The sequence below is a fragment of the Lentzea alba genome (assembly GCF_011067745.1).
GTDB classification, from domain to species: domain Bacteria; phylum Actinomycetota; class Actinomycetes; order Mycobacteriales; family Pseudonocardiaceae; genus Lentzea; species Lentzea alba.
This window is the reverse complement of record NZ_JAAMPJ010000001.1, coordinates 1,494,253-1,519,504: the sequence shown is the minus strand read 5'-3', so window position 1 is coordinate 1,519,504 and position 25,252 is coordinate 1,494,253. Positions and strand designations below refer to the sequence as shown.

Below are 25,252 nucleotides of genomic sequence, written 5' to 3'. Positions count from 1 at the left end.
CGTGAACCTTCTCGTCGCTCAGGCGCAGCAGATCGAGGCGCCGGAGATCGATTACGGCGCCATCGCGCCGATGCTGGTCGTGCTCGGCGCGGCCTGCCTCAGCGTGCTGCTGGAAGCGTTGCTGCCCAAGTACCAGCGGTGGGCCGTGCAGCTCGTGCTCACGCTCGTCACGCTGGTCGCGGCCACCGGCACGTTGATCCTCTACGCGACCTCGGAGCGTCCCGAGCAGGGCGTGGCGACGCTGGCGGGCGCGATCGCGGTCGACTCGCCGGCGCTGTTCCTGTGGGCCACGTTGCTGGTGCTGGCGTTCGGGTCGGTGTTGCTGATCGCCGACCGCTCGGTGGAGCCGGGGGGCGCGTTCGTGGCCCAGGCCGCGATCCGTCCGGGCACCGTCCAGGACCGCGCGCAGGCGACGAAGACCGGCATGCAGACCGAGGTCTTCCCGCTCACGCTGTTCGCGCTCGGCGGCATGATGACGTTCGTCGCGTCGAACGACCTGCTGACCATGTTCATCGCGCTGGAAGTCCTGTCGCTGCCGCTGTACCTGCTGTGCGGCCTGGCTCGCCGTCGTCGCCTGCTCTCGCAGGAAGCGGCCGTGAAGTACTTCCTGCTCGGTGCGTTCGCCTCCGCGTTCTTCCTGTACGGCGTGGCTCTGCTGTACGGCTACGCGGGTTCGGTGAAGCTCTCGGCCATCGCGACCGCGGCGGCCGGCACGGACCGTTCGGACACGCTGCTGTTCGCGGGCTTCGGCCTGCTGGTGGTGGGTCTGCTGTTCAAGGCGGCCGTCGGCCCGTTCCACGCCTGGACCCCGGACGTGTACCAGGGCGCGCCGACGCCGGTGACGGCGTTCATGGCCGCGTGCACCAAGGTCGCCGCGTTCGGCGGCATCCTGCGCGTGCTCACGGTGGCGTTCGAGAACACGCAGTGGGAGTGGCGCGGCGTTCTCTACGGCGTCGCCGTGGTGTCGATGGTGATCGGTGCGGTGCTGGGTCTCACGCAGACCGACGTGAAGCGCATGATCGCGTACTCGTCGGTGGCGCACGCGGGCTTCCTGCTGATCGGCTCGATCGCGTTGACCCCCGAGGGCACCTCGCCCGGGGTGAGCGCGACGCTGTTCTACCTGCTGGCGTACGGCTTCACCACGATCGCCGCGTTCGGCATCGTGTCGCTGGTCCGCAACTCGGACGGCGAGGCGACGCACCTGTCGCAGTGGGCAGGTCTCGCGAAGCGGTCGCCGATCGTGGCGGCCACCTTCACGTTCCTGTTGCTGGCACTGGCCGGAATTCCGCTGACGTCCGGCTTCATCGGCAAGTTCGTCGTGTTCAGCGCGGCGATCGAGGCCGGCCTGACGCCGCTCGTGGTGATCGCCCTGGTGGCCTCGGCCGTCGCGGCGTTCTTCTACCTGCGGGTGATCGTGCTGATGTACTTCAGCGAGCCGGCGCCGGATGGCCCGACCGTCACCGTGCCCGGTGCGTTCACCACGATCGCGATCACGTTGGGTGCGGTGGTGACCTTGGTGCTCGGTTTGTGGCCCACGTTCGTGCTCGATTGGGCGGGTACCGGCACCTTCCTCAGCTAGGTGTACGTAGTCTGCTGGTGTGACCAGTAGCGAGCATGAGGGACCGGGGTTCGCGTTGGTGGACCCCGTGCTCACCGAGGTAGTCCAGGACGGCCTGGCCGAGGTGGAGCGCAACCTGCACGACGTCGTGCAGAGCGAGTTCCACCCGGTCACGGAAACCTCGCTTCACCTTGTGGAGGCGGGCGGAAAGCGGATCCGCCCGCTCTTCACACTGCTCGCATCGCAGTTCGGCGCCGACTGGGACCGGGAAAAGGTCATCAAGGCGGCCACTGTGGTCGAGCTCACCCACCTCGCGACGCTCTACCACGACGACGTCATGGACGAGGCGACCATGCGGCGCGGAGCGGTCTCCGCGAACGTCAAGTGGGACAACAGCATCGCGATCCTCACGGGTGACTTCCTGTTCGCCCACGCGTCCCGGCTGACCGCCGACCTGGGGACGGACGCGGCGCGGATCATCGCGGAGACCTTCTCGGTCCTGGTGACCGGCCAGATGCGCGAGACCGTCGGCCCGCAGCCGGGCGAGGACCCGATCTCCCACTACCTGAAGGTGATCGAGGAGAAGACCGGCGTCCTGATCGCGACGGCGGCTCGCTTCGGCGGGATGTTCTCCGACGCGACCGACGAGCAGATCGACGCGCTGCGCCGGTACGCCGAGGTGATCGGTGCCGCGTTCCAGATCTCCGACGACGTCATCGACATCGCGTCGCCGTCGGTCGAGTCCGGCAAGACACCGGGCACCGACCTGCGCGAGGGCGTGAAGACGCTGCCGATGCTCTACGCGCTGACGGACCCGTCCGAGACGCGGCTCGCCGAGCTGCTCGCGGGGCCGATCACCGAGGACGAGCTCGTGGACGAGGCGCTTTCGTTGCTGCGCAAGTCCTCCGGCATGGACAAGGCCCGCGAGACCCTCGACGACTACGCCGACCGAGCCCGCACCGAACTGGGCAAACTGCCTGAATGCGCCGCCCGCGCCGCCCTCGAAGAACTAGCCACCTACGTAGTGGCCCGCTCCCGCTAACTGCTGGCTGACCGCACGCGGGGCCCTTCCGTACTGTCAGATAGTACGAAAGCGCCCCGCGTGCGGTTGCGGACCGCGTCGAAGGTGAAGATCGCTAGGGCCAGCCAGACGAGGGCGAACCCGATCCACCTGCTGGGCGGCATCGGTTCGTGCACCACGAACACGCCCCAGACGAACTGCAGGACCGGCGCGAGGTACTGCAGCATGCCCATGGTGATCAGTGGAATCCGTTGCGCGCCGGCGCCGAACAGCACCAGCGGGACCGCCGTGACGACTCCGGTGCTGAGGATCATCAACGTGTGGCCGGTGCCTTCGGTGGTGAAGGTGTTCGCGCTGCCGAGCACGATCAGGTAGACCAGCGCGAGCGGGGCGATCACCGCGCTCTCCGCGGTGAGGCTGGAGATGGCGTCCAGCGGCACCTTCTTCTTGAGCAGCCCGTAGACGCCGAACGAGCAGGCCAGGACGAGCGAGATCACCGGCAGCCGGCCGTAGTCGACGGTGAGCACGATCACAGCGATGGCGACGACGCCGATCGCGACGGCCTGAGCGAGACGCAATCGTTCTTTGAGGAAGATCATGCCGAGTCCCACGCTGACCAACGGCGTGATGAAGTAGCCGAGTGCCGACTCGACGACGTGCTGGCTGTTCACGGCGTAGATGTAGGTGCCCCAGTTCACCGTGATCAACACGGCGGCGGCGGTAACGATCAGCCAGCCTTTCCCGGATAAATCAAGGAAAGGGCGCCATCTCCGTAGGAACGCGACGACGATGGCGAGCGTGACGAACGACCAGACGATTCGGTGGGCGAGCACCTCGATCGGCTGGGCGGGCACGAGGAGTGGCCAGTAGGCGGGGAACAGGCCCCAGAGGACGTAGGCGAGTACGCCGTACGTGACGCCTCGCCCTTGGGTGTGAACTTCTGTCGAACTGAGGGAAGAGGTCGTCAGAGGCGGCACAAAATGCCACTCTACGCTGGCGTTTCCTCCGGCTGTTTGCGCTGAACGGCGTAGTGACGGAGCATCATCGAAGGCACTGTAGTTTGGCCGTGCTCACCCTTCCGAGTGAGTGGGGCCGGAGTGTGGTCGTAGAAGGGGCTTACCCGTGAATGTCTTCGGGCAGGTCTGGCTGTGGAGTCTGCTGTCTTTCGTCGCGGGAGCCGTGCTCACGTGGCTGGTGATGGTTCGGCCTGCACGCCGGCAGGTGGCCGAGCTCGAAGATCAACTTCTCGAAGCGCGCAGGTCGGCACCCCCGATCGCGACGCAGCTTCGCGACGACGACTTCGAGGTCGACGAGTGGGACGACGCTCCGCCGCGTTCGCTCAGCGACGAGGTGCTGGCGCCGCCCGTTCCCGCGCCGGCTCCCGCCCCCGCGCCGTACGTGGAGCCGCCCGCCTACTTCGGCGAGCCCGTGCCGACGCCGTCGCTGGCGCCGCTGCCGGTCGCCGAGCCGGAGCCGGAACCCGTCGCCGCTGCTCCTGAGGAGCACGAGGAAGAGCCCTCCGCCCCGGTCCGCCAGTACATGGAGCCGGAAGAGGCCCAGCGCCGCTTCGAGGAGCAGCTGGCCGAGCAGCGGGCGCTGGCCGAGGACGACCGCCCGCGTTCCCTCTTCGAGCGACTCGCCCCTGGCGACGTGCCGGAGGAGACGCCGGCCGAGATGACGACGGTCCTGCCGCGATCCGGGCTCGAGGCCGCCGACTTCGACGACGAGCCGGAACTCCCCGCGGAGCAGCCGTCGTACGTGCCCACCGTCGCGGAGCCGACCGCCGAGGTCGCCGCGCCGGTCCACGAGCCGACCGCCGGTCCCGAGATCGACGAGCAGCCCGACGACTTCATCTACCAGCCGCGCGAGGTCTGGGCCGAGGACGAGCAGGAGGCGTTCCTCGACGAGGCCCGCGAGCAGGAGGACGAGCCCGCCCGCACTCGGTCCGAGCAGACGACGTACATCGCGGTCGAGGAGGGCACCTGGCCCGCCAACGACCTCACCGGCGAGTACCCCGGCCTGAGCGACGAGATCTCCGGCCAGCTGGACGGGTTCGTCGAGCCGGAGTCGCCGGCCGAGCAGACCGGCCTGATCGAGCCGATCGACCTGGACGCGCCGCACGTGCGCAACGGCGTCTTCGAGACGACGCTGGCCGACGAACAGGCGTTCACGGAACCGGAGCCCGAGCAGGAACCGGCGCACGCGTACCGCGAGCCGCAGGAATCCGCGCACTCGTTGCGGCAGGAGCCCGCGTACGAGGAGCCCGAGCCCGCCGTCGAGGAGTTCGTCGAGCCCGAGGTCGCTCAGGACGAGCCGTTCACCGACCCCGGTGCCCGCGAGCCGTACACCGACTCCAGTGCTGCCGCGCCGCTTCCCGTTCGTGAGCCGTTCGCGGATCGCAGCGTCTCCGAGCCGCTCCCCACGCGCGAGCCGCTCCCCACGCGCGAGCCGCTCCCCACGCGCGAGACGCTTCCCGTTCGTGAGCCGTTCGCTGACTCCGGCGCTCCCGCGCCGCTTCCCACGCGCGAGCTGTTCACTGATCGCAGCGCCCCTGCGGCCTTTGCCGACCACGGCGCGCCCGCCCCATTCACGGCCCCCGGTGCCCCGGCGCCCGCGCCGTTCTCGGCGTTCGAGCCGCGCGTTGAGGCTGAAGAGACCCAGGAGCGCACGCCACGTGCCGTCGGCGCCGCGTTCTCCTCCCAGACCGCGGAAGCACCCGCCCCCGCCCCGGTTCCCGACCGCCCGCGGTCGCTGTTCGAACCGCTGCTGGACGCCGACGAGCCGTTGCCCGCTCTCGGCCAGACCCGCACGCTCCCGGACTCGAGCAACGACCAGCCGTTCGTGCCGAAGTTCGTGCCGAGCGGCGAGCCGTTGCTCGCCGCCCCTCCGGAGCCCGAGCCGGAACCCGAGACCGACCTGCCGCAGCGGACCACCGAAGCGGGTCTGCCGATCCGCGAGGCCCGGCGCACCACCCAGCAGCGGCAGCAGAGCTTCTCGGCGTTCGCGGCCTTCGAACAGCCGAAGCAGGAAGCCCCGCCCGCACCCGCGGCGGCACTTCCGGCGCGGCCGCGCCCGGTCGGCTTCTCGCCGTCCACGGGTGGCGCGCCGGCCCCGAGCAGCCGTCCCAACGGCGCGCCCGCCGGTCCGTCGTCGCGGTTCCAGCAGCCGGAGGGCTTCAACCCGCGTTCGCCGTTCGGTCCGGGTTCGGTGCTGCCCAAGTCGGACGGTCACGCGCCGGCCGCGGACTTCGCGGTGAAGGCGACCCTGACCGGTCGTCGTTACTACACCGAGGGATCGGCGAACTTCGGCGAGACGCGTGCGGACGTGTGGTTCCGCACCGAGTCCGACGCCGAGAAGGCCGGGTTCCGACCGGCCCCCTGACCGGGACGCTCTTGCAACGCGAAAGGCCCGCCAGCAGCGCGCTGGCGGGCCTTTCGCGTGTTCTGAGCTCTAGCCGACCACGGTCCAGGTGTCCTTGCCGTGCAGCAGCTTGCTGAGGTTCGCCGGCTTGGCCGCCTTGGCCTCGTTCACCTGCGCGCGCACGCCGTCGTCGTACGTCGGCCGGTCCGCCCGCCGGAACACGCCGGTGACGGTGTGCGTGAGGTCCTGCGTCGAGAGCCGCGAGAGCGCGAACGACAGGTTCAGGTCCGACGCGTCGTGCACGACGATGTCGCTCGCGTCCACGTCCGCGGACTTGGCGACCGTGAGCCCGAAGCCCTCGCGGGTCACGCAGTACTCGCCCTCACGACCGAACCGGATCGGCTCGCCGTCGACGACGTTGATGATCCGCCGCTGTGCCTCGTCCGCGTCCTTCAGCACGTCGAACGCGCCGTCGTTGAAGATCGGGCAGTTCTGGTAGATCTCCACGAGAGCCGACCCGCGGTGTTCCGCGGCCTGGCGCAGCACCGAGGTGAGACCGGCCTTGTCCGAGTCCAGCGCCCGGCCCACGAAGGAGGCTTCCGCGCCCAGTGCCAGTGACACCGGGTTGAACGGGTGGTCGACCGAGCCGATCGGCGTCGACTTGGTGACCTTGCCTTCCTCGGAGGTCGGCGAGTACTGGCCCTTGGTCAGGCCGTAGATCCGGTTGTTGAACAGCAGGATCTTGAGGTTCACGTTGCGGCGCAACGTGTGGATCAGGTGGTTGCCGCCGATCGACAGCGCGTCGCCGTCACCGGTCACCACCCACACGCTCAGGTCCGGCCGCGCCACGGCGAGACCCGACGCGATGGCGGGCGCACGGCCGTGGATGGAGTGCATGCCGTAGGTGTTCATGTAGTACGGGAACCGGGACGAGCACCCGATGCCCGAGACGAACACGATGTTCTCGCGCTTGAGACCCAGTGACGGCAGGAACGACTGCATGGTGTTGAGCACGATGTAGTCGCCGCAGCCGGGGCACCAGCGGACTTCCTGGTCCGACTTGTAGTCCCTGGCAGTCTGCTTCTCGTCGGTGGTGGGAACCCCGGTCAAGCCGGGGATTCCGAGGTCGATCGCAGTCACGCCGACACCCCCTTGATCACGTCAGCGAGCACGTCCTGCAGCTCTTCAGCCTTGAAGGGCAGCCCCTGCACCTTGGTGTACGACACGGCGTCCACCAGATACTTCGCCCTCAAGAGCAACGCCAGCTGCCCCAGGTTCATTTCCGGCACGATGACCTTTTCGTACTTTTTCAGCACCTCACCCAGGTTCTTCGGGAACGGGTTGAGGTGCCGCAGGTGCGCGTGCGCGACCGGCAGACCCAGCTTGCGGACCCGGCGAGCCGCGGCGCCGATCGGGCCGTAGGACGAACCCCAGCCCACGACCAGCACCTTCGCCTCGCCGCTCGGGTCCTCGACCTCGACGTCCGGCACCTCGATGCCGTCGATCTTCGCCTGGCGCAGGCGCACCATGCGGTCGTGGTTCTCCGGATCGTACGAGATGTTGCCGGTGACGTCCTGCTTCTCCAGACCGCCGATGCGGTGCTGCAGACCGGGAGTACCGGGCACCGCCCACGGCCGGGCCAGCGTCTCCGGGTCACGCGAGTACGGCTGGAACGTCTCCGGGTCCGTCGCGAACTCGACGCTCAGGTCCGGCAGCGTGTCGACGTCCGGGATCAGCCACGGCTCGGAGCCGTTCGCGATCGCGCCGTCGGACAGGAACAGCACCGGCGTGCGGTACTTCAGCGCGATCCTGGTCGCGTCCACCACGGCGTCGAAGCAGTCCGAGGGGGACTGCGGCGCCACGATCGGCACGGGCGACTCGCCGTTGCGGCCGAACATCGCCTGCAGCAGGTCGGCCTGCTCGGTCTTCGTCGGCAGACCGGTGGACGGGCCACCGCGCTGCACGTCGATCACGAGCAGCGGCAGTTCGGTCATCACGCCGAGGCCGATGGTCTCGGACTTGAGCGCGATACCGGGACCGGACGTCGACGTCACGCCGATCGCACCGCCGTAGGACGCACCGAGCGCGATGCCGATGCCCGCGATCTCGTCCTCGGCCTGCACCGTGGTGATGTCGAAGTTCTTGTGCTTGCTCAGCTCGTGCAGGATGTCCGACGCCGGCGTGATCGGGTACGTGCCGAGCACGACGGGCAGCTTCGCGAGCTGGGCCGCCGCGACGATGCCGTACGCCGTCGCCGTGTTGCCGGTGATCTGGCGGTAGGTACCGACGTTCAGCTTCGCGGGCGCCACCTCGTAGGTGACGGCGAAGGCTTCGGTGGTCTCGCCGTAGTAGTAGCCGGCGCGGAACGCCAGGACGTTGGCCTCGGCGATGTCCGGCTTCTTCGCGAACTTCTCGCGCAGGAACCGTTCCGTGCCTTCGGTGGGCCGGTGGTACATCCACGACAGAAGGCCGAGCGCGAACATGTTCTTCGCGCGTTCCGCGTCCTTCTTGCCGAGCCCGGTCTCCTCCAGCGCACCGATGGTCATGGTCGCCATGGCGACCTTGTGCACCTGGAACCTCTCGAGCGAGTCGTCCTCGAGCGGGTTCGAGTCGTACCCGACCTTCGTCAGGTTCCGCTTCGTGAACTCGTCGGTGTTGACGATGAGGATGCCGCCGTCCGGCAGGTCGACGACGTTCGCCTTGAGCGCGGCCGGGTTCATCGCGACGAGAACGTCGGGACGGTCACCGGGCGTCAGGATGTCGTAGTCGGCGAAGTGCAGCTGGAACGACGACACACCGGGCAGCGTGCCCTGTGGTGCGCGGATCTCGGCGGGGAAGTTGGGCTGCGTGGCGAGGTCGTTGCCGAACGCCGCCGCTTCCGACGTGAACCGGTCTCCGGTGAGCTGCATGCCGTCACCGGAGTCGCCGGCGAAGCGGATCACAACGCGATCCAGCTTGCGGGTCTCAGTGCTCATTCCTACGCCGATACCTCTCTCCAAGGGTGGCTGTGCCCCACCGCGAGGGTAGTCGCCAGGACCGCCTGCGAGACGGGCCGTGTACCACCAGGCGAGACGAACTGTCCCATCTGCCGCACCGGGTCCTTAACTGAACGGTAAGCACTGCATTACCAGCGGATACCCGAATGCGGCAGACGTCACCCTCGATACCTGTTACTCAAGGTAACACTTACCGCCCGCTGATCCGAGCCTTCATCGCGGCAAGCCTGGCAGCGAATTCTGGAGTGTCGATCGAAGCCACCTGTGGCCGCAGCTCCGTCTCGACCGCCTCCGCGTGGTCGTGCATTGCATCGGTCGCCCGCATCGTGGCCTTGATGGTCCGCACGAGTGCCGCTGGTGCCTCGGCAGCCGCTTTTGCCAGCTCTTTCGCTACTGCGAGTGGGTCTTCGGCGGTCGCGTAGACGAGGCCGTGCGCGAGCGCCTGGTCAGCGTCCAGGATCTGCCCGAACAAGGTCATCGCCGTCGCGGTCTGCCTGTTGGTGATCTTCTGCAACATCCACGTCATGCCGCCGCCGGGGTGAATCCCGAGCTGCAGGAACCGAGCGTCGAACCGCGCTTTCGGCCCGGCGATCCGCAGATCCGCGGCCAGCGCGAGGTTGAGCCCGGCCCCGACCGCCGCACCGTTGACGGCGGCGATCGTCGGAATCGTGGCGTTCGCCACGGCCAGGAAACCCTGGTAGATCCGCTTGAGCCCTTCGTCCTTGGAATTGCCGAGCTGCGTGAGGTCCGCGCCGGCGCAGAACGCGGGCGGCGCACCCGTGACGATCAGCGCGTTGGCCGTCTCCTCGGCCTCCTTGACCTTGTCGTGCAGCTCCTGCGACAGATCGATCGTCAGCGCGTTGCGCCGTTCCGGGTCGTTGATCGTGATCACGGCGACGGAATCGTGGTGCTCCAGCAGAACCTCAGCCATGGGCTCTATGGTGCCGGGGGCCGGTCGAGGAGCCGGGACAGGACCACCGTCGACACCGTCCGATCGATGATCTCGACGGCGCGCAGCCGTTCGAGCGCGGTCTCCAGATGATGGATGTCCGCCGCCCTCAGGTGCACGATCGCGTCCGCCGCACCGGACACCGTGTACGCGGCGCTGACCTCCGCCATCGGCTCCAACCGGTGCTGGATGTCGTGCGGCGCGACGTTCCCCTTGCAGTGCACCTCGACGAACGCCTCGGTACCCCACCCGAGAGCCTCGGGGTCCACCACCGCCGTGAACCCCCTGAGCACCCCCGTGTCCAGCAGTTTGTCCACCCGCCGCTTCACCGCGGGCGCACTCAGCCCCACCTCCTTCCCGATCTCCGCGTAGCTGGATCGCGCGTTGGCCATGAGGCACGAAATGATTCGCTGGTCGATGCTGTCCACACGCAACATTCTGCCCTAGTTAACGCAATGTCGCGGCGTTGTTCGATGGTCCAGGTGCCCTTTACATTTCGATCCATGACGGTATCCATCTCCGGGCCCGGCGAGCCGATCACGCTCGACATCGCCACGCCCCTAGCGCCGACGCGCATGCCGACGACCCGTCGGTACCTCATGTGCCCGCCGACGTACTTCACGGTGGAGTACGCCATCAACCCGTGGATGGATCCGACCCAGCCCACCAGCACCTCGCTGGCAGTGGAACAGTGGACGGCTCTCAAGGAAACCTACGAACGCCTGGGCCACCAGGTAGACGTCATCGAGCCCGTGGTGGGCCTGCCGGACATGGTCTTCTCGGCCAACAGCGGCACCGTGATCGACGGCCGAGTCCTGGGCTCCCGCTTCCGCGCCTCACAACGCTCGGCCGAAGCCGACCACTTCCGCCGCTGGTTCCTCGGCGCCGGCTACAAGTCCGTGGTCATGCCCACCGCAGTGAACGAGGCCGAAGGCGACTTCACCTGGACCGGCTCGTTGTTGCTGGCCGGCACGGGCTTCCGCACCGACCCGCACGCGCACTCCGAGGCCCAGGAGGTCCTCGGCGTCCCGGTCGTGTCGCTGCAACTGGTCGACCCGCGCTTCTACCACCTCGACGTGGCTCTGTTCATGCTCGACGACCAGTCCCCGTCACCGCTGGTCGCCTACTACCCGGAGGCGTTCTCTCCTGGGTCTCAGGCCGTGTTGAAGCGCCTGTTCCCGGACGCCGTGATCGCCAACGACGACGACGCCGTGTGCCTGGGCCTGAACGCGGTGTCCGACGGCAAGCACGTCGTGATGCCGGTCGAGGCAACGCATCTTGCCGAGCAGGTGGCGCGGCGCGGGTTCGAGCCCGTGTTCGTGGACATCTCGGAACTGCGCAAGTCGGGCGGCGGCCCGAAGTGCTGCACGATGGAACTGCGCGGCTGACCTCGCCCACGCAGTCCTTCTGATCTGCGCTGGTCTACGGCTTGAAACAGGCCTTGACCAGCGCAGATCTATTTTCGGGATGAAGCGGCGTCCGTCACTGACCGGCACCGAACGACGGATGTCGTCACCCTCCACGGGACAGTCACGGGACGGAAAAGCCCCCGGCGATGATTGCCGAGGGCCTCTGACCTGCACGAACACACTACCTCTTGCTCGGCCGTCGTTCCGTCGATCTTGGCCCTCGACCGGTCACGTCGAACGTCGGGTGCGGTCAGTCGCCGAGGAACCACAGATGCAGATGAATCCCGCGCTCAACGACCTGACACAACTCGCGCGCCTGGGTGACCTCCGGGCGGTGGCGCGCATCAAGTTGGTGGCGCTCGAACTGGACCAGTTCCTTGACTTGAGGGCCAGTGCCTATGGCGACGCGGACCGCGCAGAACTGGTGACGATTGCGCGAGAGAGGGCCAGCCTGGAGACCGGCACGACGTTCGACACCGCTCAGACTTTGCTCATCGGTGACACGCCGCGAGACGTAGCGGCCGGCCGGATCGCAGACGTGCGCGTGATCGCCGTCGCGAGTGGTCGCAGCAGCGTCGAGGAACTGCAGGCGGCTGGGGTCAACACCGTGCTGCCCGACTTGACGGATCTCGCCTCGCTGCGACGGCTGATCATGGGGTAGCTCCTCATCTCGCTACATGGTTTCGAGCAGCCAGGAGCTGGCGAGTTCGTTTCGCGGGTCCGCTCGAAGCATCGTCCTGATCGCTCCGCCGGTGAGACCTCAGGGTTTCGAATATCCGACCGGTTGCAATCAACAGGGCGGTCATCTGTTTCATGCCGGAAACCCCTCGACATACCCATCCTGGTGAGCGCTCAAGCGTTCGTCGTAAACACTTTCGAGTGAATGCCGCCGGAAAGTTGGTCTGTCCACTTGCGACGGAGGCGGTCGGCGCTAATGTGACGGCACTCGATTCACCGCGTGCATTCCTGCTCGGTCCTGAGCAGGGTGCCATCTGAGCGGTCCCTTATCTGGCAAGAAACGGAGAAGTTTCCATGTTCAATTTGGACGCCCTGCGTCGGACGGTTCTCGGGTCTGTAGCAGTCACCGTCGCGGTTGGTTCCGTTCTGGCGTCGTCCGCGGTCGCTTTTGCTGGTGAGGGCGACGGTAAGGCGTCTGACTTCAGCCAGGTCGCTGCTGCGCCGGTGTACGCCGAGGCGCCGATTGACCAGGTCGTCGGCACCGTTGGTGCGCCATTGGTCAACGCGAACATCCCGTGCCCCGCTCCGTGGCAGCAGGGTGGCCTGCTCGGCTCGGACTACAACGCCTGCAACACGGCCCCGGTCTACCAGCAGAGCGCGCCGGTGGGCGGCAACCTGGGCGGCGAATCCAGCTCCCGCAACGAGGGCTTCGGTCAGACCGCTGCCGCGCCGGTGTACGCCAACGCGCCGATCAACCAGCTCGTCGGCACCGTTGGTGCGCCGCTGGTCAACGTGAACATCCCCTGCCCGGCCCCGTGGAACCAGGGTGGCCTGCTCGGCGCCGACTACAACGCCTGCAACACCGCCCCGGTCTTCCAGCAGGACGCGCCTGTCGGCGGTGACCTCATCGGCACGGAACGGACCTGGGCGAACCACCCGACGGGCTTCGGTCAGACCGCTGCCGCGCCGGTGTACGCCAACGCGCCGATCAACCAGCTCGTCGGCACCGTCGGTGCGCCGCTGGTCAACGTCAACGTCCCGTGCCCGGCTCCGTGGCAGCAGGGTGGCCTGCTCGGTTCGGACTACAACGCCTGCAGCACCGCCCCGGTGTACCAGCAGGACGCGGCCGTCCACGGCAGCCTGATCGGCCGGTAAGGCTCAGTCCGCTAATACTGAAGTCACTTCAAGAGTGACGGGGTGGATGTCGCCGCTCAGGGCTCGGGCGACATCCACTCCGTTCGTCTAGGCATTCTTGCTTGCACTTGCAAGAAGTGTCGGGCAGATTTCTCAGATTCTGTTGGCCGCTGGCTTGGCCGAATCTTCGGGGCCGCCCGCCTGAAGGCAAGTTCCTGTCCCGGGCGGGCAGACGCACGGCGTCGGCGAGCGGAATGAAGAAGCCCTGTTCGCTGCCTCGGCGGACAGGGCTTCTTTGCTGAAGAAGCCGCCCAGCCGGGCGAAGTGTGTTGCATGAAACGGGCGTAGATCGTCAAACGGATCGGATGCCCTTCCCAACGGTCGCTGCGGCGGCTCTGAGCTTCCGATGCCCATGTTGACGTCGAGCATGTCGGGCTTCAGGTGATGGTTGCCGCTCGCGTCAGCAGCGCGCCTGCCGGCTTGGCCAAGCTTCAGTCCCGCTGCACGATGAAGATCCTCAAGGCCGACGTGCCCGGCGACGCCGCACGAGGTCGCGCCAGGACGTAGGTCCTGGGGGACGTCGACACGATTCGCGATCACGGCAGGTCCGTGGCGAGCTCAGCTTCGTTTCGACGTCCCGATGCTCGGATGGTGTTACACGCCCTGCAACGGCGGGTGCGGCTCCTCGGGCGCCGGCGGAGGCGTGAGCTTGGCGTTGAGCGCCTGAGCTTCCTGAAGCTGGTCTTCCAGGGTGACGATGCGGCAGGCGGCATCCAGTCCGGTGCCCTCGTCCACCAGGGCGCGGACACGGGCGGCCAGGCGCAGTTGGTAACGGCTGTAGCGACGGTGTCCACCGGCCGAACGTTGCGGTTCGATCAGTTTTGCCTCGTCCAGGCTGCGCAGGAAGTTCGCCGTGGTGTTGAGCAGTTCCGCGGCCCGGCCCATCGTGTAGGCGGGGTAGTGCTCGTCATCGAACTTCTCGGCTGTGGTCTGCGGCTCGTCGTCCGCTGATTTGTTGGTACCTGGGGTCATCGCGCCTCCGCATCACGAGGGGCCCCGGTGCGTAGCACCGGGGCCCCAGGGTTGTTGGGTTTCACTTCCACCTAGCCGACCGTGAGATCGACTCTCTCTGTCCGCATGACCCCTGGCAGAAGCGGGCGTAGCGGGGATCGCGTGTGCGTAACCGAAGACCACCTTCCAATCTGATGGAACTGCGGTACCCGTCCGGCGGAGTTCAGCCGAAGGCGGGCGATCCGATGGCGTGCAACCCTTCCCTTCTCCTCTGATCACTACTTTTTCTCACGTGGCTGTCGGCACCGGACCTCATGCACGTGCCGGCTTCACTTCCGCCGACTGCCCTTGCAACTTCGTACTTCAACTGCGTCGTGCACTTGCTGATCCAACGGCTGTCGGTTCGGTATTTCCTTGCGTACTGCGGTACTGCTCACCGACTGCCTGCGGTCATCTGCCTGAAGCCCTCGAACTGCGGCTCTGGCACGCCTGACCGTCTTGCGCTCAACTCACGGGTAGTTCGTCATCTCCCGTGCCACATTGTCTCTTGTCCAACGAGAAGAAGAGTACATGGACCTGGCGGAGAATGTCTACCTCAGCCACCATAGATTTTCTCGTTCGGGTGACGTGGCTCCTCTCACCTGGCCTGATTCGGCACCATCACCCACATCGCCACCGCACCGAGCGCCGCGGCGACACCAGCCACAACGAACGCCAGAGCGGACGACCTCTCGATCACGAAGCCGCCGACCGCCGAGCCGATGGGCATCCCGAGGATGTTGAGGCTGATCGACACGGCCAGCACCCGGCCGAGCTTCTCCGGATCGGTGCGGCGCTGACGCAGCGTCAACAGGCCCACGTTGACCAGCCCGGACACCAGACCGACCACGACCAGGCCGATGGTCAGCCCGACGATGCCGCCGACGGCGACCACCGCCGCGACCGCCGTGAGCGCGGTGCCCACGATCATCGCCGCGCGTTCGCGGCCCTCGCGCAGGACGTGGCCGACGATCAAGGCGCCGACGATGCCCGCGAAGCCGGCGACGCCCCACAACAGTCCCGCCCGTGCGCTGCCCGCGACCGTCGGCACCGCCACCACCAGCACGCCCCAAGCCACCTGGTAGAGCCCGTAGGACACGACCAACGCCCGCAGCACGGGGTGTGTCAGGACATAACGCACGCCTTCGACGGTGGAACGCAGCAACGGTCGGTGTTCGGTGTGTGTGGGAGGTGTGGCCGGCAGCAGCAGCATCAACGCGCAGGCCACGGCGTAAAGCACAGCGACGACCAGCATGGTGGTCCGCCCGCCCGCCAAGGCGAACAACGCGCCCGCGAGCACCGGCCCCAACACCTCGACCAGGTTGAACAGACCGCTGTCCAACGCGTTCGCACGTTCGGCGGCCGGGCCGGGCACCAGTCGCGGCAACAACACGCGCACCCCGGCGATGTTCAACGGGCTGGTGAGCGAGTACAGCACCGCCAGCACGACGATCGGCACGATGCCGCCGGAGACGAACGCCAGCGCGCCGACCAGAACCGCGCTCGCCACCAGGTCGGCCACGACCGAACGCACCGCTCCGACGCGGTCGAGCAGGGCGCCTGCCACAGGACTGATGATCAAGCCTGGGGCGACCGCGGCGAACACCACGACACCGGCCAGCGTCGGCGACCTGAAAACGTCGAGCACGTGCAACACCAGCGCGAGCGTGAACATCTCCTCGGCGAGGCGGGAGAACAGTGCGGCGCCGAGCAGGGGCGCGACCTGCGGCATCAGCACGACCTGGCGGTAAGTCAGCTTCGGCTTGGTCCCGCGAACCGGCATTCGGCGGACGTTATCCACTCGTCGGCCGACTGTCGCCCAGGTTTTTGCCGGTCTCCGACGGAAGCTGATTGGGTGGGCGTGTGCTGTTTCAGGAAGAGCTGATCGGGCGTGTCCGAGAGAAGTGCGCGACCGACGAGGGGTTGGACGCAGCGCTGATGTACGGCTCCTTCGCCGCCGGCGAGGCGGATGAGCACAGCGACATCGAGTTCTGGCTGTTCTTCACCCCGCAGAGACACGCCGAGATCGATCCGCATTCGTGGTGCGCCGACATCGCGCCGATCAGCTACGGCTTGCTCAACGAGTTCGGTAGCTATGTCGCGTTCTTCCCGGGCCTCGTGCGCGGCGAGTTCCACTTCGCGACCGTGGACGAGATCGCCGGCGTGGCGGAGTGGCCGGCGCGCGGTGCCGCGGTCGAGCGGATGCTGATGGTCGATCGCCGTGGAGCGCTGGCTCCGGTGCTGCGCGGCCTGCCCCAGCGGTACGTGCCACCGGTCGACAGCCCCGAGATCATCGCGAAGTACTGCGACCCCTTCGCCAACTGGCTGGTGCTGGCACACCATCTGGCGGCGCGAGGTGAGGATCTGCGTGCGTGGGACGCGCTCGGACACGCCCAGCGGCATCTCCTGTGGATGGCGCGTCTCGCCGAGGAGTCCACTGCGCACTGGTTGACCCCATCGCGAGGTGCCGAGCGTGAGTTGTCCGCAGAGATGGTGGCGGGGCTGAGGGCAGCTACGTCCGCCGCGTCGCCGCAAGAGCTGACCGAGGCACTGCGCGCCGCCTTGGAGCTGGGCCGCCGCCTGTGGCCCGTGATCGCCGCCCGTTTCGGGCGAGATGCCCCGACCGCGCTGTTCGCCGAACTCGACGCGTCCCTGAGTGCCTGAATCCGGCTGATCCGGCGTCCCCGACGGCCTAGCCTCGGGGGAGTGCCCAACATCCTCGTGATCGGCTTCGATCCGCACACCATCCCCGGCTTCGACCCCGCTCCCGTCGCGGCCGGCATCGAGCAAGGCAGCAAGGCGTTCGCCGAACTCGGCCTAGCCGAAGACCTCTTCCTCGTCGACTTCGCCGAACTGGACGGCCGTGCCCAGGCCAAGCTCATCGAGAAGCTCCGGCAGAAGCAGTACGACGCGGTGGTGGTCGGCGGCGGCATCCGCAAGGGACCTGGGCTCTTGGAGCTCTTCCAAACCGTGGTCAACCTCGTGCACTGGAACCAGCCGGAGGCGGCGATCGCCTTCAACGACAGCCCCGTCGACAGCCCGGACTGGGTGCTCAAGGCCTTGGAACAGAAGCGCAACTGTTAACCCACAACATCGGGTGAACCGCCACAGCGCTCGCTCCGTACCCCTCTTCAGAACAGCACCAAACGCTGTCCAGCGATCAAGTCCGCGCAGGTCAGCGTCCAACACCCCGACAACGCTACGAAGCGTGATCGCATCACTCGATCGCGTGGTCGTCGACCTAACCCATAACGAGAGCCGGGCTCACGCCGAACTAACAGACAGCTCCGCCAGTTCGTCAGGAGGCAACGATGAACTTAAGCAGGACGCAAGCGGCTCGCTGACTGTCTGTTAGCAGCGGATAGCCCAAGTCATCGGAAACGTGACGAGAGTCACCCAACGGGCGCTCAGGCTTGCCTGCGCTCGTGACGCGAGGTTACGTTCTCGCCCGCCGATAACGGTTTGGTCACCGGCAGGACACAGGAACCGCAGTGCATAGGGTCCAAAGTCCGGCCCGGAATCCCCCGCCGAGCAAGCCCGGTGGCCAAGCTCCCCGACGCAGGAGGCTCCCCCTTGGCCCGGCACAGCAAGGCCGCCGGCCGAACCGTGTACACGGTCGTGCCCACAGCTGAAACGAAACCCGGCGCTCACCGCGTCGAGGACGACAAGGTTCCGCTCGCTCACCGGGTGAGCGCCATTGTCGTCGCAGCAGGTGTCGCCGCCGGCACCGCCGCCATCGCGAACGCGGCCACGAGCGGCACTGCCACGGAACTCGCCGCAGGTGCGGCCGAGCTGGGCGCTCTTCCCGACCAGCAGGCCAAGACGATCCAGACGATTCACGACGTGAACCCCGGCACCCAGGTCGGTCGTCTCCTGCAGACCCAGCAGATGTACGCGCAGCAGGCGTTCGAGCAGGCCACCAAGGTCGCCGCGGACGCCCACGCTCAGCGCGAGGCGGCTGCCAAGGCCGAGGCCGAGCGTCAGATCGAGATGCGCAAGCCCGCCAAGCAGCGCGAGGTCGAGGGCTGGATCAAGGAAGCCATCAAGGTCCTGCAGGCCAACGGCACGAACATCGACAACAACAGCGTCGACGAGATCTACACGATCATCATGAAGGAGTCGAACGGCAACCCCAACGCCGTGAACAACTGGGACTCCAACGCGATGAGGGGCACGCCGTCCAAGGGCCTGATGCAGTGCATCGACCCGACGTTCCGCGCCTACAAGCTGCCCGGTTACGACAACATCCTCGCGCCGGTCGACAACATCATCGCGGGCGTTCGCTACACCTACGCGCGCTACGGCGGCTTCCACAACCACCCCGGTCTGGTCTCCATGGGCCTGGGTGGCGGGTACCGGGGGTACTAAAGAGGCCAATCACGCCGTGTCGGGGTGCGCGAAACCCATCGGCGAGCGATGCTGTCAAACAGGTTCACCCACAAGCATGGCGGCCCTAGCGGGCGCACGCCCGGTAGTGCTCCCATCGAAGCGATTTCCCGAACGCAGGGAGTGGCCGATGAACGAGCAACAGGCACGCGACGACGAGCTGGCGAAGATCCGCTCGGAGGCGACGAGTTGGCTGGCCAAGATGGCCAAAGCCCAGCAACGTCCCAAAGTCGAACAGCGGAGGCCTGAGCACGACGCCATGACACCCGCGAAGAAGTAAGGACAAGCACCACCAGGGAGCGCCTCGGCTACGGCCGGGGCGCTTCTGCTTTGAAGGCCGACCACAGCAGGTTGAGCGGATGATCCGCCGGATGCTTCGACAGCTCGTCCGTTCGGGCGAAAACGCCCACAAGCCGCTCCAGCGAGTCATCTGAGAGCTCGACGACGCGGAGCCCCCCGCCCTCCCGGAGCTCGTTGTTCGACGCCACCACGCCCAAACCAGACGTCACGATCATGGCTCCCTGGACGAGGTTCGAGCGCAGCAGCGAGATGCCGTACTGGATCTCGTCGATCTCGGCCGCGATGTCGAGCCCCTGCCGGTAGTCCGGCCCGAACCAGCCGCGCAGGAACTCCGCGATCAACCCGGCCCCCGGCACCACCAACGGCACCGAGCGCAACGACGGCACGCGCACGCGGTCGCCCACGACCGTCGTCGGCAGGTTCGTCAGCAACGCAAGCCCGCCGCGCCGCCACTCGATCACGTCGAACTCGGGACGCTCCCAGCCCGCGCCGGCGCGCGTCACGACGCTGCCGCAGACGATGTCGACCTCCTGCGTCTCCAGCTTCGTCCAGATGTCCTTGGTGCGGATGTGCACGACCTTGAGGTCCACGTCGCGCTCCCGGAACTCGTCCGCGACGTGGTGCCACGCCTTCGCGAGCGTGTCGAGCATGTATCGGGTGGTGCCGACGGTGACGGTCGTGCCGAGCTTGCGGCGGCACTCGTGAATTCCGTCGAGCCACTCCGCGAGCGTCTCCCGCGCCAATTCGACGAGCGACTCACCAGTGGGCGTGAACAGCACGTCTTTTCCGCGTCCCTGCTTCACCACGAGCGGTTCGCCGCACAGTTGCTGGAAGTTCCTGTTCAGCGTGTCGATCTGCTTCTGAACGCTCGACTGCTCGCGACCCAGTGCCCGCGCCGCCCGTAGGGCCGAACGGGTCTCGTGCACCGTCAGAAGCGTCCTGAGCTGGTCCATTGTGGTATCCAGGAGTGCGCCGGGCATGTTCAGCAGACGGTGCAGCGAGGTGCTGGTGGGAAGCACCAGCTGGGACGAGCCGGACATCGAGACCCTCTCTGATGTTCTATCGATCAGTTGAACTGAACTTGACCGCATTTCGCTGACAAATTATCTGCAGATCCTGTTGGCTAATCCCTGGACACATATCGCGCGGTGTACAAAACTATCTGCGGCGACCACGCGTGGGAGCCGATTCCGGGGGGAATCATTGGGGGGTGGGGGTCCGCCAGGCGCAAGCCGGCGGGCCCCCAAGTATTACCCTCGCTGGTTGTGACCGTTTCCGCTCGCCCGGACGATGTTGTCCTGAACTGGGGCACCACCTACCGGGTCACCGTCCTCGAACTCGGGCTCGCCTGCTGCGGAGTCGAAGTGATGGCCGCACTCGACCGCCTTCCCGACCTCGGCGTCACGCCGGTCGACGGCGCGGGCGAGGCACACGTTCTCATCGTCTCCGGCACCGTCACGGACGCCATGTTGCCTGCTGTGATCCGCAGTTACGAGGCCATGCCCGAACCCCGTTACGTGATCTCCGTGGGCGCCTGCAGCAACACCGGCGGCCCGTACTGGGATTCCTACAGCGTCACCAAGGGGATCGACCAGGCCCTGCCGGTCCACGTGGCCGTTCCCGGCTGCCCGCCGCGCCCCGAAGCGCTGCTCGAAGGACTCAAGGCGCTGCACGGGCTGGTGCACGCATGACCGCCCCGAAGACCGCCTTCGGCCAGACGATCCACCACGTGGCGCTCGCCGACTGGCTCACCACGGCCACCGAGCACCACCGGAACGGCTGCCTGATGTTCGACTGGCTCGGCGTCGAGGACGCGGGCCGGCCGGGCGCCGCCGGGCAACGTCACGCGGTGTTCCTGCACGTCATCGACCCGCGGACGCGCGAAGGCGTGATGCTGCGGACCGAGCTCGACGAGAGCGGTCAGCTGCCCAGCGTCGCGCACCTCTGGAAGGGCGCGCACTGGCACGAGCGCGAAGCGGCGGAGATGTTCGGCATCACCGTCGACGGCGAACTCGAGCACCTGCTGCTGCCGGACAGCTTCCAGGGCCACCCGCTGCGCAAGGACTTCGTGCTGGCCTCCCGCGTCGTGCGCCCCTGGCCAGGCGCGCTGGAACCGGGCGAGGACAACACGAGCGCCCCGAGCCGCCGCCGCACCGCACCACCTGGCGTGCCCGACCCGTCGTGGGGCCCGCGCAGAGAACGTGCCAGTGAAGAGGAGCAGTCGTGACGAACCTTCCCCCACGTACGAGGGGCGTCATCGCGCTGTTGGACGCCAACTGCACGGTCTGCATGATCTGCGCGCGCGAGTGTCCTGACTGGTGCATCCACATCACGAGCCACACCGAGGTCGAGCAGCAGCCGGGAAGCGCCCGCCCGCGCAGCCGCAACGTGCTCGACCGGTTCGCGATCGACTACGGCCAGTGTCTGTACTGCGGCATCTGCGTCGAGGTCTGCCCGTTCGACGCCCTGCACTGGGCACCGGAGTTCGGCTATCCGGGAACGGGCTCGATCGAGGGCGAGGGCGCCGTCGCGGAACTGGTCCACGAACGCGACGTGCTCGCCACGTGGGTCGAGAAGGTGGCGCCGCCACCACCGCTCGACCCGGCCGCTGAGGCAGCGCCGGAAACGGCCACCGGAACCGGCAGGAGGCCTGGTTCGTTGAGAGGTAGGACGTAAAAGACCCGGAGGCGGAACCGTGCACAAGCACTTCAACGGGTTGAAGACGGCCGTGCTGCTCGGCGGGATGAGCGCGCTGATCATCGTGATCAGCGGGTTGTTCGGCCGGACCGCACTGGTCATCGGCCTGGTGTTGGCCTTGGGCGTGAACGCCTACGCGTACTTCAACTCCGACAAGCTCGCGCTGCGTGCGATGCGGGCCCAGCAGGTGTCGCAGGTGGAGCAACCTCTCCTCTACGCGATCGTGCGGGAGCTGTCGCAGAAGGCGCGCCAGCCCATGCCGAGGCTGTACCTCAGCCCCACCATCGCACCGAACGCGTTCGCGACGGGCCGCAACCCGCGCAACGCCGCCGTGTGCTGCACCACGGGCATCCTGGACCTGCTCGACGAACGCGAACTGCGCGCCGTGCTCGGCCACGAGCTCGCACACGTCTACAACCGAGACATCCTGATCAGCTGCGTGGCCGGCGCGCTGGCCGGCGTGATCACGATGCTCGCGAACCTGGCCCTGTTCGCCGGCATCTTCGGCGGCGGCGACGGAGACGACGACGGCCCGGGCCCGCTCGGCCTGCTGCTGATCGCACTGCTCGGCCCGATCGCGGCCACCGTGGTGCGCCTGGCCGTGAGCCGCTCGCGCGAGTTCCAGGCCGACCAGGCCGGCGCCGAGCTCACCGGCGACCCGCTGGCACTGGCGAGCGCGTTGCGCAAGATCGAGCTGGGGACGCGGGCGGCGCCGCTCGCACCGGAGCCGGAGGTGGTGTCGCAGAGCCACCTGATGATCGCGAACCCGTTCCGCTCGGGGGAACAGTTCGCGAAGTGGTTCTCGACTCACCCGCCGATCGCCGACCGCATCCGCAGGCTCGAGGAGATGGCGCGGCGTTAGCGCCCGACCTTCGCCACGGCCATGAGGTACTCGCCGTACCCGGACTTGCCGAGCTTCTCGCCGAGCGCGTAGCACTCCTGCGCGGAGATGAAGCCCATTCGCAGCGCGATCTCCTCGGGACACGCGATCCGCACACCGGTCCGGTGCTCCAGCACCTGCACGAACTGCCCGGCCTCGAGCAGCGAGTCGTGCGTGCCGGTGTCGAGCCACGCGAACCCGCGGCTCAGGTCCACCAGCTGCGCCCGGCCGTCGCGCAGGTAGTGCAGGTTGACGTCGGTGATCTCCAGCTCGCCGCGCGGCGACGGCTTGAGGTTCCGCGCGATGTCGACCACGCCGTTGTCGTAGAAGTAGAGCCCGGTGATGGCCCTGTTCGACTTCGGCTTCGCGGGCTTCTCCTCGATGGACAGCAGCTTCCCTGTCGCGTCGACCTCACCCACGCCGTACCGCTCGGGGTCCTTGACCTGGTACCCGAACAGCACGCAGCCGTCCAAAGAGGACACCTGCTCCTGCAGCGTGGTGGAGAAGCCCTGGCCGTAGAAGATGTTGTCGCCCAGCACCAGCGCCACGTCGTCGTCACCGACGAAGTCCGCACCGATGACGAACGCCTCCGCGAGCCCGTTCGGCGCGGCCTGCTCCGCGTAGGAGAAGGCCATGCCCCACTGGGTTCCGTCGCCGAGCAGGCGGCGGAACAGCGGTAAGTCCGTCGGCGTGGAGATGATCAACACCTCGCGGATGCCGGCCAGCATGAGCACCGACAGCGGGTAGTAGATCATCGGCTTGTCGTACACCGGCAGCAGCTGCTTGGAGACGGCCTGCGTGATCGGGTGCAGGCGCGTCCCACTGCCACCGGCGAGGACGATGCCCTTCACCGGTAGTTGGTGAACTGGAGGGCGATGCCGAAGTCAGAGCCCTTCAGCAGGGCGATGACGTCCTGCAGGTGGTCCTTCTTCTTGCCGGAGACCCGCAGCTGGTCGCCCTGGATCTGCGCCTGCACGCCCTTGGGCGCCTCGTCGCGGATCTTCTTGGCGATCTCCTTGGCCTTCTCGGACGTGATGCCCTGCACGAGATTTCCCGTGACCTTGAACACCTTTCCGGACACCGCGGGCTCGCCCACCTCGAACGCCTTCATCGAGATGTTGCGCTTGACCAGCTTCTCCTGGAAGACGTCGATCGCCGCCTTGCAGCGCTCCTCGGTCTCGGAGGTGAAGGTGATCGCCTCCTCGCCGGCCCAGGCCACGGTGGTGTTGGTCCCGCGGAAGTCGAAGCGCGTGCTCAGCTCCTTGGCCGCCTGGTTGAGCGCGTTGTCGACCTCCTGCCGGTCCACCTTGCTCACCACGTCGAACGACGGGTCCGCCACGACTTCACTCCTCAACGATCTCGGGGTCACAGCCAGCGTCGATGCTACTGGGGTACCCCGATTTGGGGCCTCCCGAAGGGGTTATGTATTGTTCCGCCTGCACCGTTACGGCGGTGTGGGGCGGGTTGCCCGAGCGGCCAATGGGAGCGGACTGTAAATCCGTCGCGAAAGCTACAGAGGTTCGAATCCTCTACCCGCCACAGCACTACGAATGGGCCTGTGACCAGCGCGAACTGGTCACAGGCCCATTGTCGTCTTGTCCGGTTGTGTCCGGCTCGAACCGGCGTTCTACGGCCATCCTTGCCGAAGTTATGCCGAAGTTATGCCGACGCTGCGAGTCTTCCCATCGCTGCTTGAACCAGCGTAGGCCGAGATCTTTACCGCAGACCGCTGTTCAACGGCTCGGCCGTGCCGAGGCGCAGGGGCGGATCGAGCAGGCCTGGGAAGCGGTCGCGTAGATCGTCGGTGCGGGCGCGCGGGTCCTGGGCTTGTGGACCTGGCCGGGAAGATCAACGCTCCCGGCTACCTGACCCTGTTCTACAACCTCGCACGTGGCGGCCCGGCGCACACGGTGGTCGTGTACGGCCTCAAGTTCCGCCGCAAGCCCAGCGGCGACTCGATGCTGCTGGTCATGGACCCCAAGGGCAGCGGGAGCCTCGCGGTGCGCAACAACGACGGGTCATCCTGGCTGGTCGAACCTCAAGCCGCAGCGCTGCGCCGGCCGTTCACGACGGCTGATTTCCGCCAGCGATCGTCCGGTGTGGACGTCCAGACTGTGCGGTGTGAACACGGAAGTCTTTGCGCACCAGTCCATCGAGCCCGGCATCCTGTACTTCGGCACCCCGGTCGTGCTGGTGTCCAGCGAGAACGAAGACGGCACGGCCAACCTGGCGCCGATCTCCTCGGCATTCTGGCTCGGCTGGCGGGCGGTACTCGGTTTCGGTGCGAAGTCGCAGACGGCCCGCAACCTGCTGCGCACCGGTGAGGGTGTGCTCAACCTGCCCTCGGACGAGCTGGCCCCGGCGGTGGACCGGCTCGCGTTGACCACCGGCGCCGACCCGGTGCCGCCGACCAAGGCCCAGCGCGGCTACTTCCACGTCGCCGACAAGTTCGGGCGTGCCGGGTTGACCCCGGTCTCGTCGGAGACGGTGACACCGCCGCGGGTGGCCGAGTGCCCGGTGGCGATGGAGGTCGTCGTCGAGGCGGTGCACCCGATCGCGGAGGCGGACGAGAGCCAGCGCGGGTCGATCATCGCGTTCGAGGTCCGCGTGCAGCGGGTGTTCGTGCACGAGAACATGCGGCTGGCCGGCACCGACGACCACATCGACCCGGACGCCTGGCGCCCGCTGATCATGAGCTTTCAGAAGTTCTACGGCCTCGGGCCGCAGGTGCACCCCTCGACGCTGGCCACGATCCCGGAGCGGCTCTACCGCGGTCCGGACATCGACCGCGCCCGCACCGTGCCCGCGAAGGCGTGACCCACCCCCTGCGATCG

The 25,252-nt window shown here is 67.4% G+C and carries 25 protein-coding genes, 1 tRNA gene and 1 pseudogene; 16 read left to right on the top strand and 11 right to left on the bottom strand.

All coding sequences use genetic code 11. The features are described from left to right. The first annotated feature begins 1 nt into the window (after nucleotide 1). Both nuoN and G7043_RS07360 read left to right on the top strand, forming a co-directional pair. The gene (gene nuoN / locus G7043_RS07365) at nucleotides 2–1,579 is read left to right on the top strand and encodes an NADH-quinone oxidoreductase subunit NuoN (RefSeq protein WP_166044716.1); all 1,578 of its coding nucleotides are present in this window, start codon (nucleotides 2–4) and stop codon (nucleotides 1,577–1,579) included. 19 nt (nucleotides 1,580–1,598) lie between these two features. Then, nucleotides 1,599–2,600, top strand: a complete 1,002-nt coding sequence (locus G7043_RS07360) for a polyprenyl synthetase family protein (RefSeq protein ID WP_166044715.1) — start codon at nucleotides 1,599–1,601, stop codon at nucleotides 2,598–2,600. Here G7043_RS07360 and rarD read toward each other — a convergent pair. Next, nucleotides 2,597–3,556 (bottom strand): EamA family transporter RarD, encoded by a 960-nt coding sequence (gene rarD / locus G7043_RS07355; protein WP_166044714.1) that lies wholly within the window; start codon nucleotides 3,554–3,556, stop codon nucleotides 2,597–2,599. The genes G7043_RS07360 and rarD overlap by 4 nt on opposite strands. A 145-nt stretch (nucleotides 3,557–3,701) precedes the next feature. Here rarD and G7043_RS07350 point away from each other — a divergent pair, with 145 nt between their 5' ends. Beyond that, nucleotides 3,702–5,960: a sunset domain-containing protein gene (locus tag G7043_RS07350; RefSeq protein ID WP_166044713.1), complete on the top strand. Its 2,259-nt coding sequence runs from the start codon at nucleotides 3,702–3,704 to the stop codon at nucleotides 5,958–5,960. Between the two features lie 69 nt (nucleotides 5,961–6,029). Here G7043_RS07350 and G7043_RS07345 read toward each other — a convergent pair whose 3' ends face one another. The 4 genes from G7043_RS07345 to G7043_RS07330 all read right to left on the bottom strand — a co-directional run bounded on the left by G7043_RS07345 (nucleotide 6,030) and on the right by G7043_RS07330 (nucleotide 10,312). Then, nucleotides 6,030–7,079, bottom strand: coding sequence for a 2-oxoacid:ferredoxin oxidoreductase subunit beta (locus G7043_RS07345; protein ID WP_166044712.1), 1,050 nt, complete (start codon nucleotides 7,077–7,079; stop codon nucleotides 6,030–6,032). Next, a complete protein-coding gene (locus G7043_RS07340) occupies nucleotides 7,076–8,914 on the bottom strand; it encodes a 2-oxoacid:acceptor oxidoreductase subunit alpha (protein WP_166044711.1) in 1,839 nt (612 codons plus the stop codon). The genes G7043_RS07345 and G7043_RS07340 overlap by 4 nt, the downstream gene beginning before the upstream one ends. A gap of 211 nt (nucleotides 8,915–9,125) precedes the next feature. Next, the gene (locus G7043_RS07335) at nucleotides 9,126–9,866 is read right to left on the bottom strand and encodes an enoyl-CoA hydratase (protein WP_166044710.1); all 741 of its coding nucleotides are present in this window, start codon (nucleotides 9,864–9,866) and stop codon (nucleotides 9,126–9,128) included. A gap of 5 nt (nucleotides 9,867–9,871) precedes the next feature. Further along, nucleotides 9,872–10,312, bottom strand: a complete 441-nt coding sequence (locus G7043_RS07330; protein ID WP_166044709.1) for an Lrp/AsnC family transcriptional regulator — start codon at nucleotides 10,310–10,312, stop codon at nucleotides 9,872–9,874. Between the two features lie 147 nt (nucleotides 10,313–10,459). Between G7043_RS07330 and ddaH the strand changes: the two genes are divergently transcribed. From ddaH to G7043_RS07315, 3 genes are all read left to right on the top strand, one after another. Beyond that, complete coding sequence (gene ddaH, locus G7043_RS07325) at nucleotides 10,460–11,272, top strand: dimethylargininase (RefSeq protein WP_207310861.1); 813 nt, start codon at nucleotides 10,460–10,462, stop codon at nucleotides 11,270–11,272. A 292-nt stretch (nucleotides 11,273–11,564) separates the two neighbouring features. Further along, a complete protein-coding gene (locus G7043_RS07320) occupies nucleotides 11,565–11,954 on the top strand; it encodes an HAD hydrolase-like protein (protein ID WP_166044707.1) in 390 nt (129 codons plus the stop codon). Between the two features lie 371 nt (nucleotides 11,955–12,325). Beyond that, nucleotides 12,326–13,126 (top strand): hypothetical protein, encoded by an 801-nt coding sequence (locus G7043_RS07315; protein ID WP_166044706.1) that lies wholly within the window; start codon nucleotides 12,326–12,328, stop codon nucleotides 13,124–13,126. Nucleotides 13,127–13,258: 132 nt separating this feature from the next. On the opposite strand, the gene G7043_RS07310 is transcribed toward G7043_RS07315, so the two are convergent. The 3 genes from G7043_RS07310 to G7043_RS07300 form a co-directional block, all read right to left on the bottom strand. Next, nucleotides 13,259–13,705, bottom strand: coding sequence for a hypothetical protein (locus G7043_RS07310; protein ID WP_166044705.1), 447 nt, complete (start codon nucleotides 13,703–13,705; stop codon nucleotides 13,259–13,261). Nucleotides 13,706–13,759: 54 nt separating this feature from the next. Then, on the bottom strand, nucleotides 13,760–14,137 hold the full coding sequence (locus G7043_RS07305) for a MerR family transcriptional regulator (protein WP_166044704.1): 378 nt from the start codon (nucleotides 14,135–14,137) through the stop codon (nucleotides 13,760–13,762). 616 nt (nucleotides 14,138–14,753) lie between these two features. After that, nucleotides 14,754–15,938: an MFS transporter gene (locus tag G7043_RS07300; protein WP_166044703.1), complete on the bottom strand. Its 1,185-nt coding sequence runs from the start codon at nucleotides 15,936–15,938 to the stop codon at nucleotides 14,754–14,756. A gap of 80 nt (nucleotides 15,939–16,018) precedes the next feature. Between G7043_RS07300 and G7043_RS07295 the strand changes: the two genes are divergently transcribed. The 4 genes and pseudogenes from G7043_RS07295 (at nucleotide 16,019) to G7043_RS07280 (ending at nucleotide 18,821) form a co-directional block, all read left to right on the top strand. Further along, nucleotides 16,019–16,819 carry a hypothetical protein gene (locus tag G7043_RS07295; protein WP_166044702.1) on the top strand — a complete coding sequence of 267 codons (801 nt, stop codon included), beginning with the start codon at nucleotides 16,019–16,021 and terminating at the stop codon, nucleotides 16,817–16,819. Nucleotides 16,820–16,861: 42 nt separating this feature from the next. Next, nucleotides 16,862–17,239 carry a hypothetical protein gene (locus G7043_RS07290; RefSeq protein WP_207310586.1) on the top strand — a complete coding sequence of 126 codons (378 nt, stop codon included), beginning with the start codon at nucleotides 16,862–16,864 and terminating at the stop codon, nucleotides 17,237–17,239. A gap of 933 nt (nucleotides 17,240–18,172) precedes the next feature. Continuing rightward, nucleotides 18,173–18,523 (top strand): annotated as a pseudogene (locus tag G7043_RS50345) (transglycosylase SLT domain-containing protein); the annotation flags it as partial. Between the two features lie 148 nt (nucleotides 18,524–18,671). Then, nucleotides 18,672–18,821 (top strand): hypothetical protein, encoded by a 150-nt coding sequence (locus G7043_RS07280; protein WP_158102858.1) that lies wholly within the window; start codon nucleotides 18,672–18,674, stop codon nucleotides 18,819–18,821. A gap of 28 nt (nucleotides 18,822–18,849) precedes the next feature. Here the strand turns inward: G7043_RS07280 and G7043_RS07275 are convergent, their stop codons facing one another. Continuing rightward, nucleotides 18,850–19,881: a LysR family transcriptional regulator gene (locus G7043_RS07275; RefSeq protein ID WP_086666410.1), complete on the bottom strand. Its 1,032-nt coding sequence runs from the start codon at nucleotides 19,879–19,881 to the stop codon at nucleotides 18,850–18,852. A gap of 225 nt (nucleotides 19,882–20,106) precedes the next feature. Here G7043_RS07275 and G7043_RS07270 point away from each other — a divergent pair, with 225 nt between their 5' ends. Genes G7043_RS07270 through htpX form a run of 4 tightly spaced genes read left to right on the top strand, consistent with a single transcriptional unit; the run spans nucleotide 20,107 to nucleotide 22,400 of the window. After that, nucleotides 20,107–20,532, top strand: coding sequence for an NADH-quinone oxidoreductase subunit B (locus G7043_RS07270; RefSeq protein ID WP_313887731.1), 426 nt, complete (start codon nucleotides 20,107–20,109; stop codon nucleotides 20,530–20,532). Beyond that, the gene (locus G7043_RS07265; protein WP_166044701.1) at nucleotides 20,529–21,068 is read left to right on the top strand and encodes an NADH-quinone oxidoreductase subunit C; all 540 of its coding nucleotides are present in this window, start codon (nucleotides 20,529–20,531) and stop codon (nucleotides 21,066–21,068) included. The genes G7043_RS07270 and G7043_RS07265 overlap by 4 nt, the downstream gene beginning before the upstream one ends. Beyond that, entirely contained in the window at nucleotides 21,065–21,517 is a 453-nt protein-coding gene (locus G7043_RS07260) for a 4Fe-4S binding protein (protein ID WP_166044700.1), read from the top strand. The genes G7043_RS07265 and G7043_RS07260 overlap by 4 nt, the downstream gene beginning before the upstream one ends. 19 nt (nucleotides 21,518–21,536) lie before the next feature. After that, entirely contained in the window at nucleotides 21,537–22,400 is an 864-nt protein-coding gene (gene htpX, locus G7043_RS07255) for a zinc metalloprotease HtpX (RefSeq protein ID WP_166044699.1), read from the top strand. Here htpX and rfbA read toward each other — a convergent pair. Continuing rightward, on the bottom strand, nucleotides 22,397–23,269 hold the full coding sequence (gene rfbA, locus G7043_RS07250; protein ID WP_166044698.1) for a glucose-1-phosphate thymidylyltransferase RfbA: 873 nt from the start codon (nucleotides 23,267–23,269) through the stop codon (nucleotides 22,397–22,399). The genes htpX and rfbA overlap by 4 nt on opposite strands. Next, entirely contained in the window at nucleotides 23,266–23,757 is a 492-nt protein-coding gene (locus G7043_RS07245) for a YajQ family cyclic di-GMP-binding protein (RefSeq protein WP_086666415.1), read from the bottom strand. Before G7043_RS07245 ends, rfbA begins: the two co-directional genes overlap by 4 nt. A gap of 119 nt (nucleotides 23,758–23,876) precedes the next feature. Here G7043_RS07245 and G7043_RS07240 point away from each other — a divergent pair. Both G7043_RS07240 and G7043_RS07235 read left to right on the top strand, forming a co-directional pair. After that, nucleotides 23,877–23,957, top strand: a tRNA-Tyr gene (locus tag G7043_RS07240). A gap of 582 nt (nucleotides 23,958–24,539) precedes the next feature. Then, nucleotides 24,540–25,235 carry a flavin reductase family protein gene (locus G7043_RS07235; RefSeq protein ID WP_166044697.1) on the top strand — a complete coding sequence of 232 codons (696 nt, stop codon included), beginning with the start codon at nucleotides 24,540–24,542 and terminating at the stop codon, nucleotides 25,233–25,235. Nucleotides 25,236–25,252 lie beyond the last annotated feature (17 nt).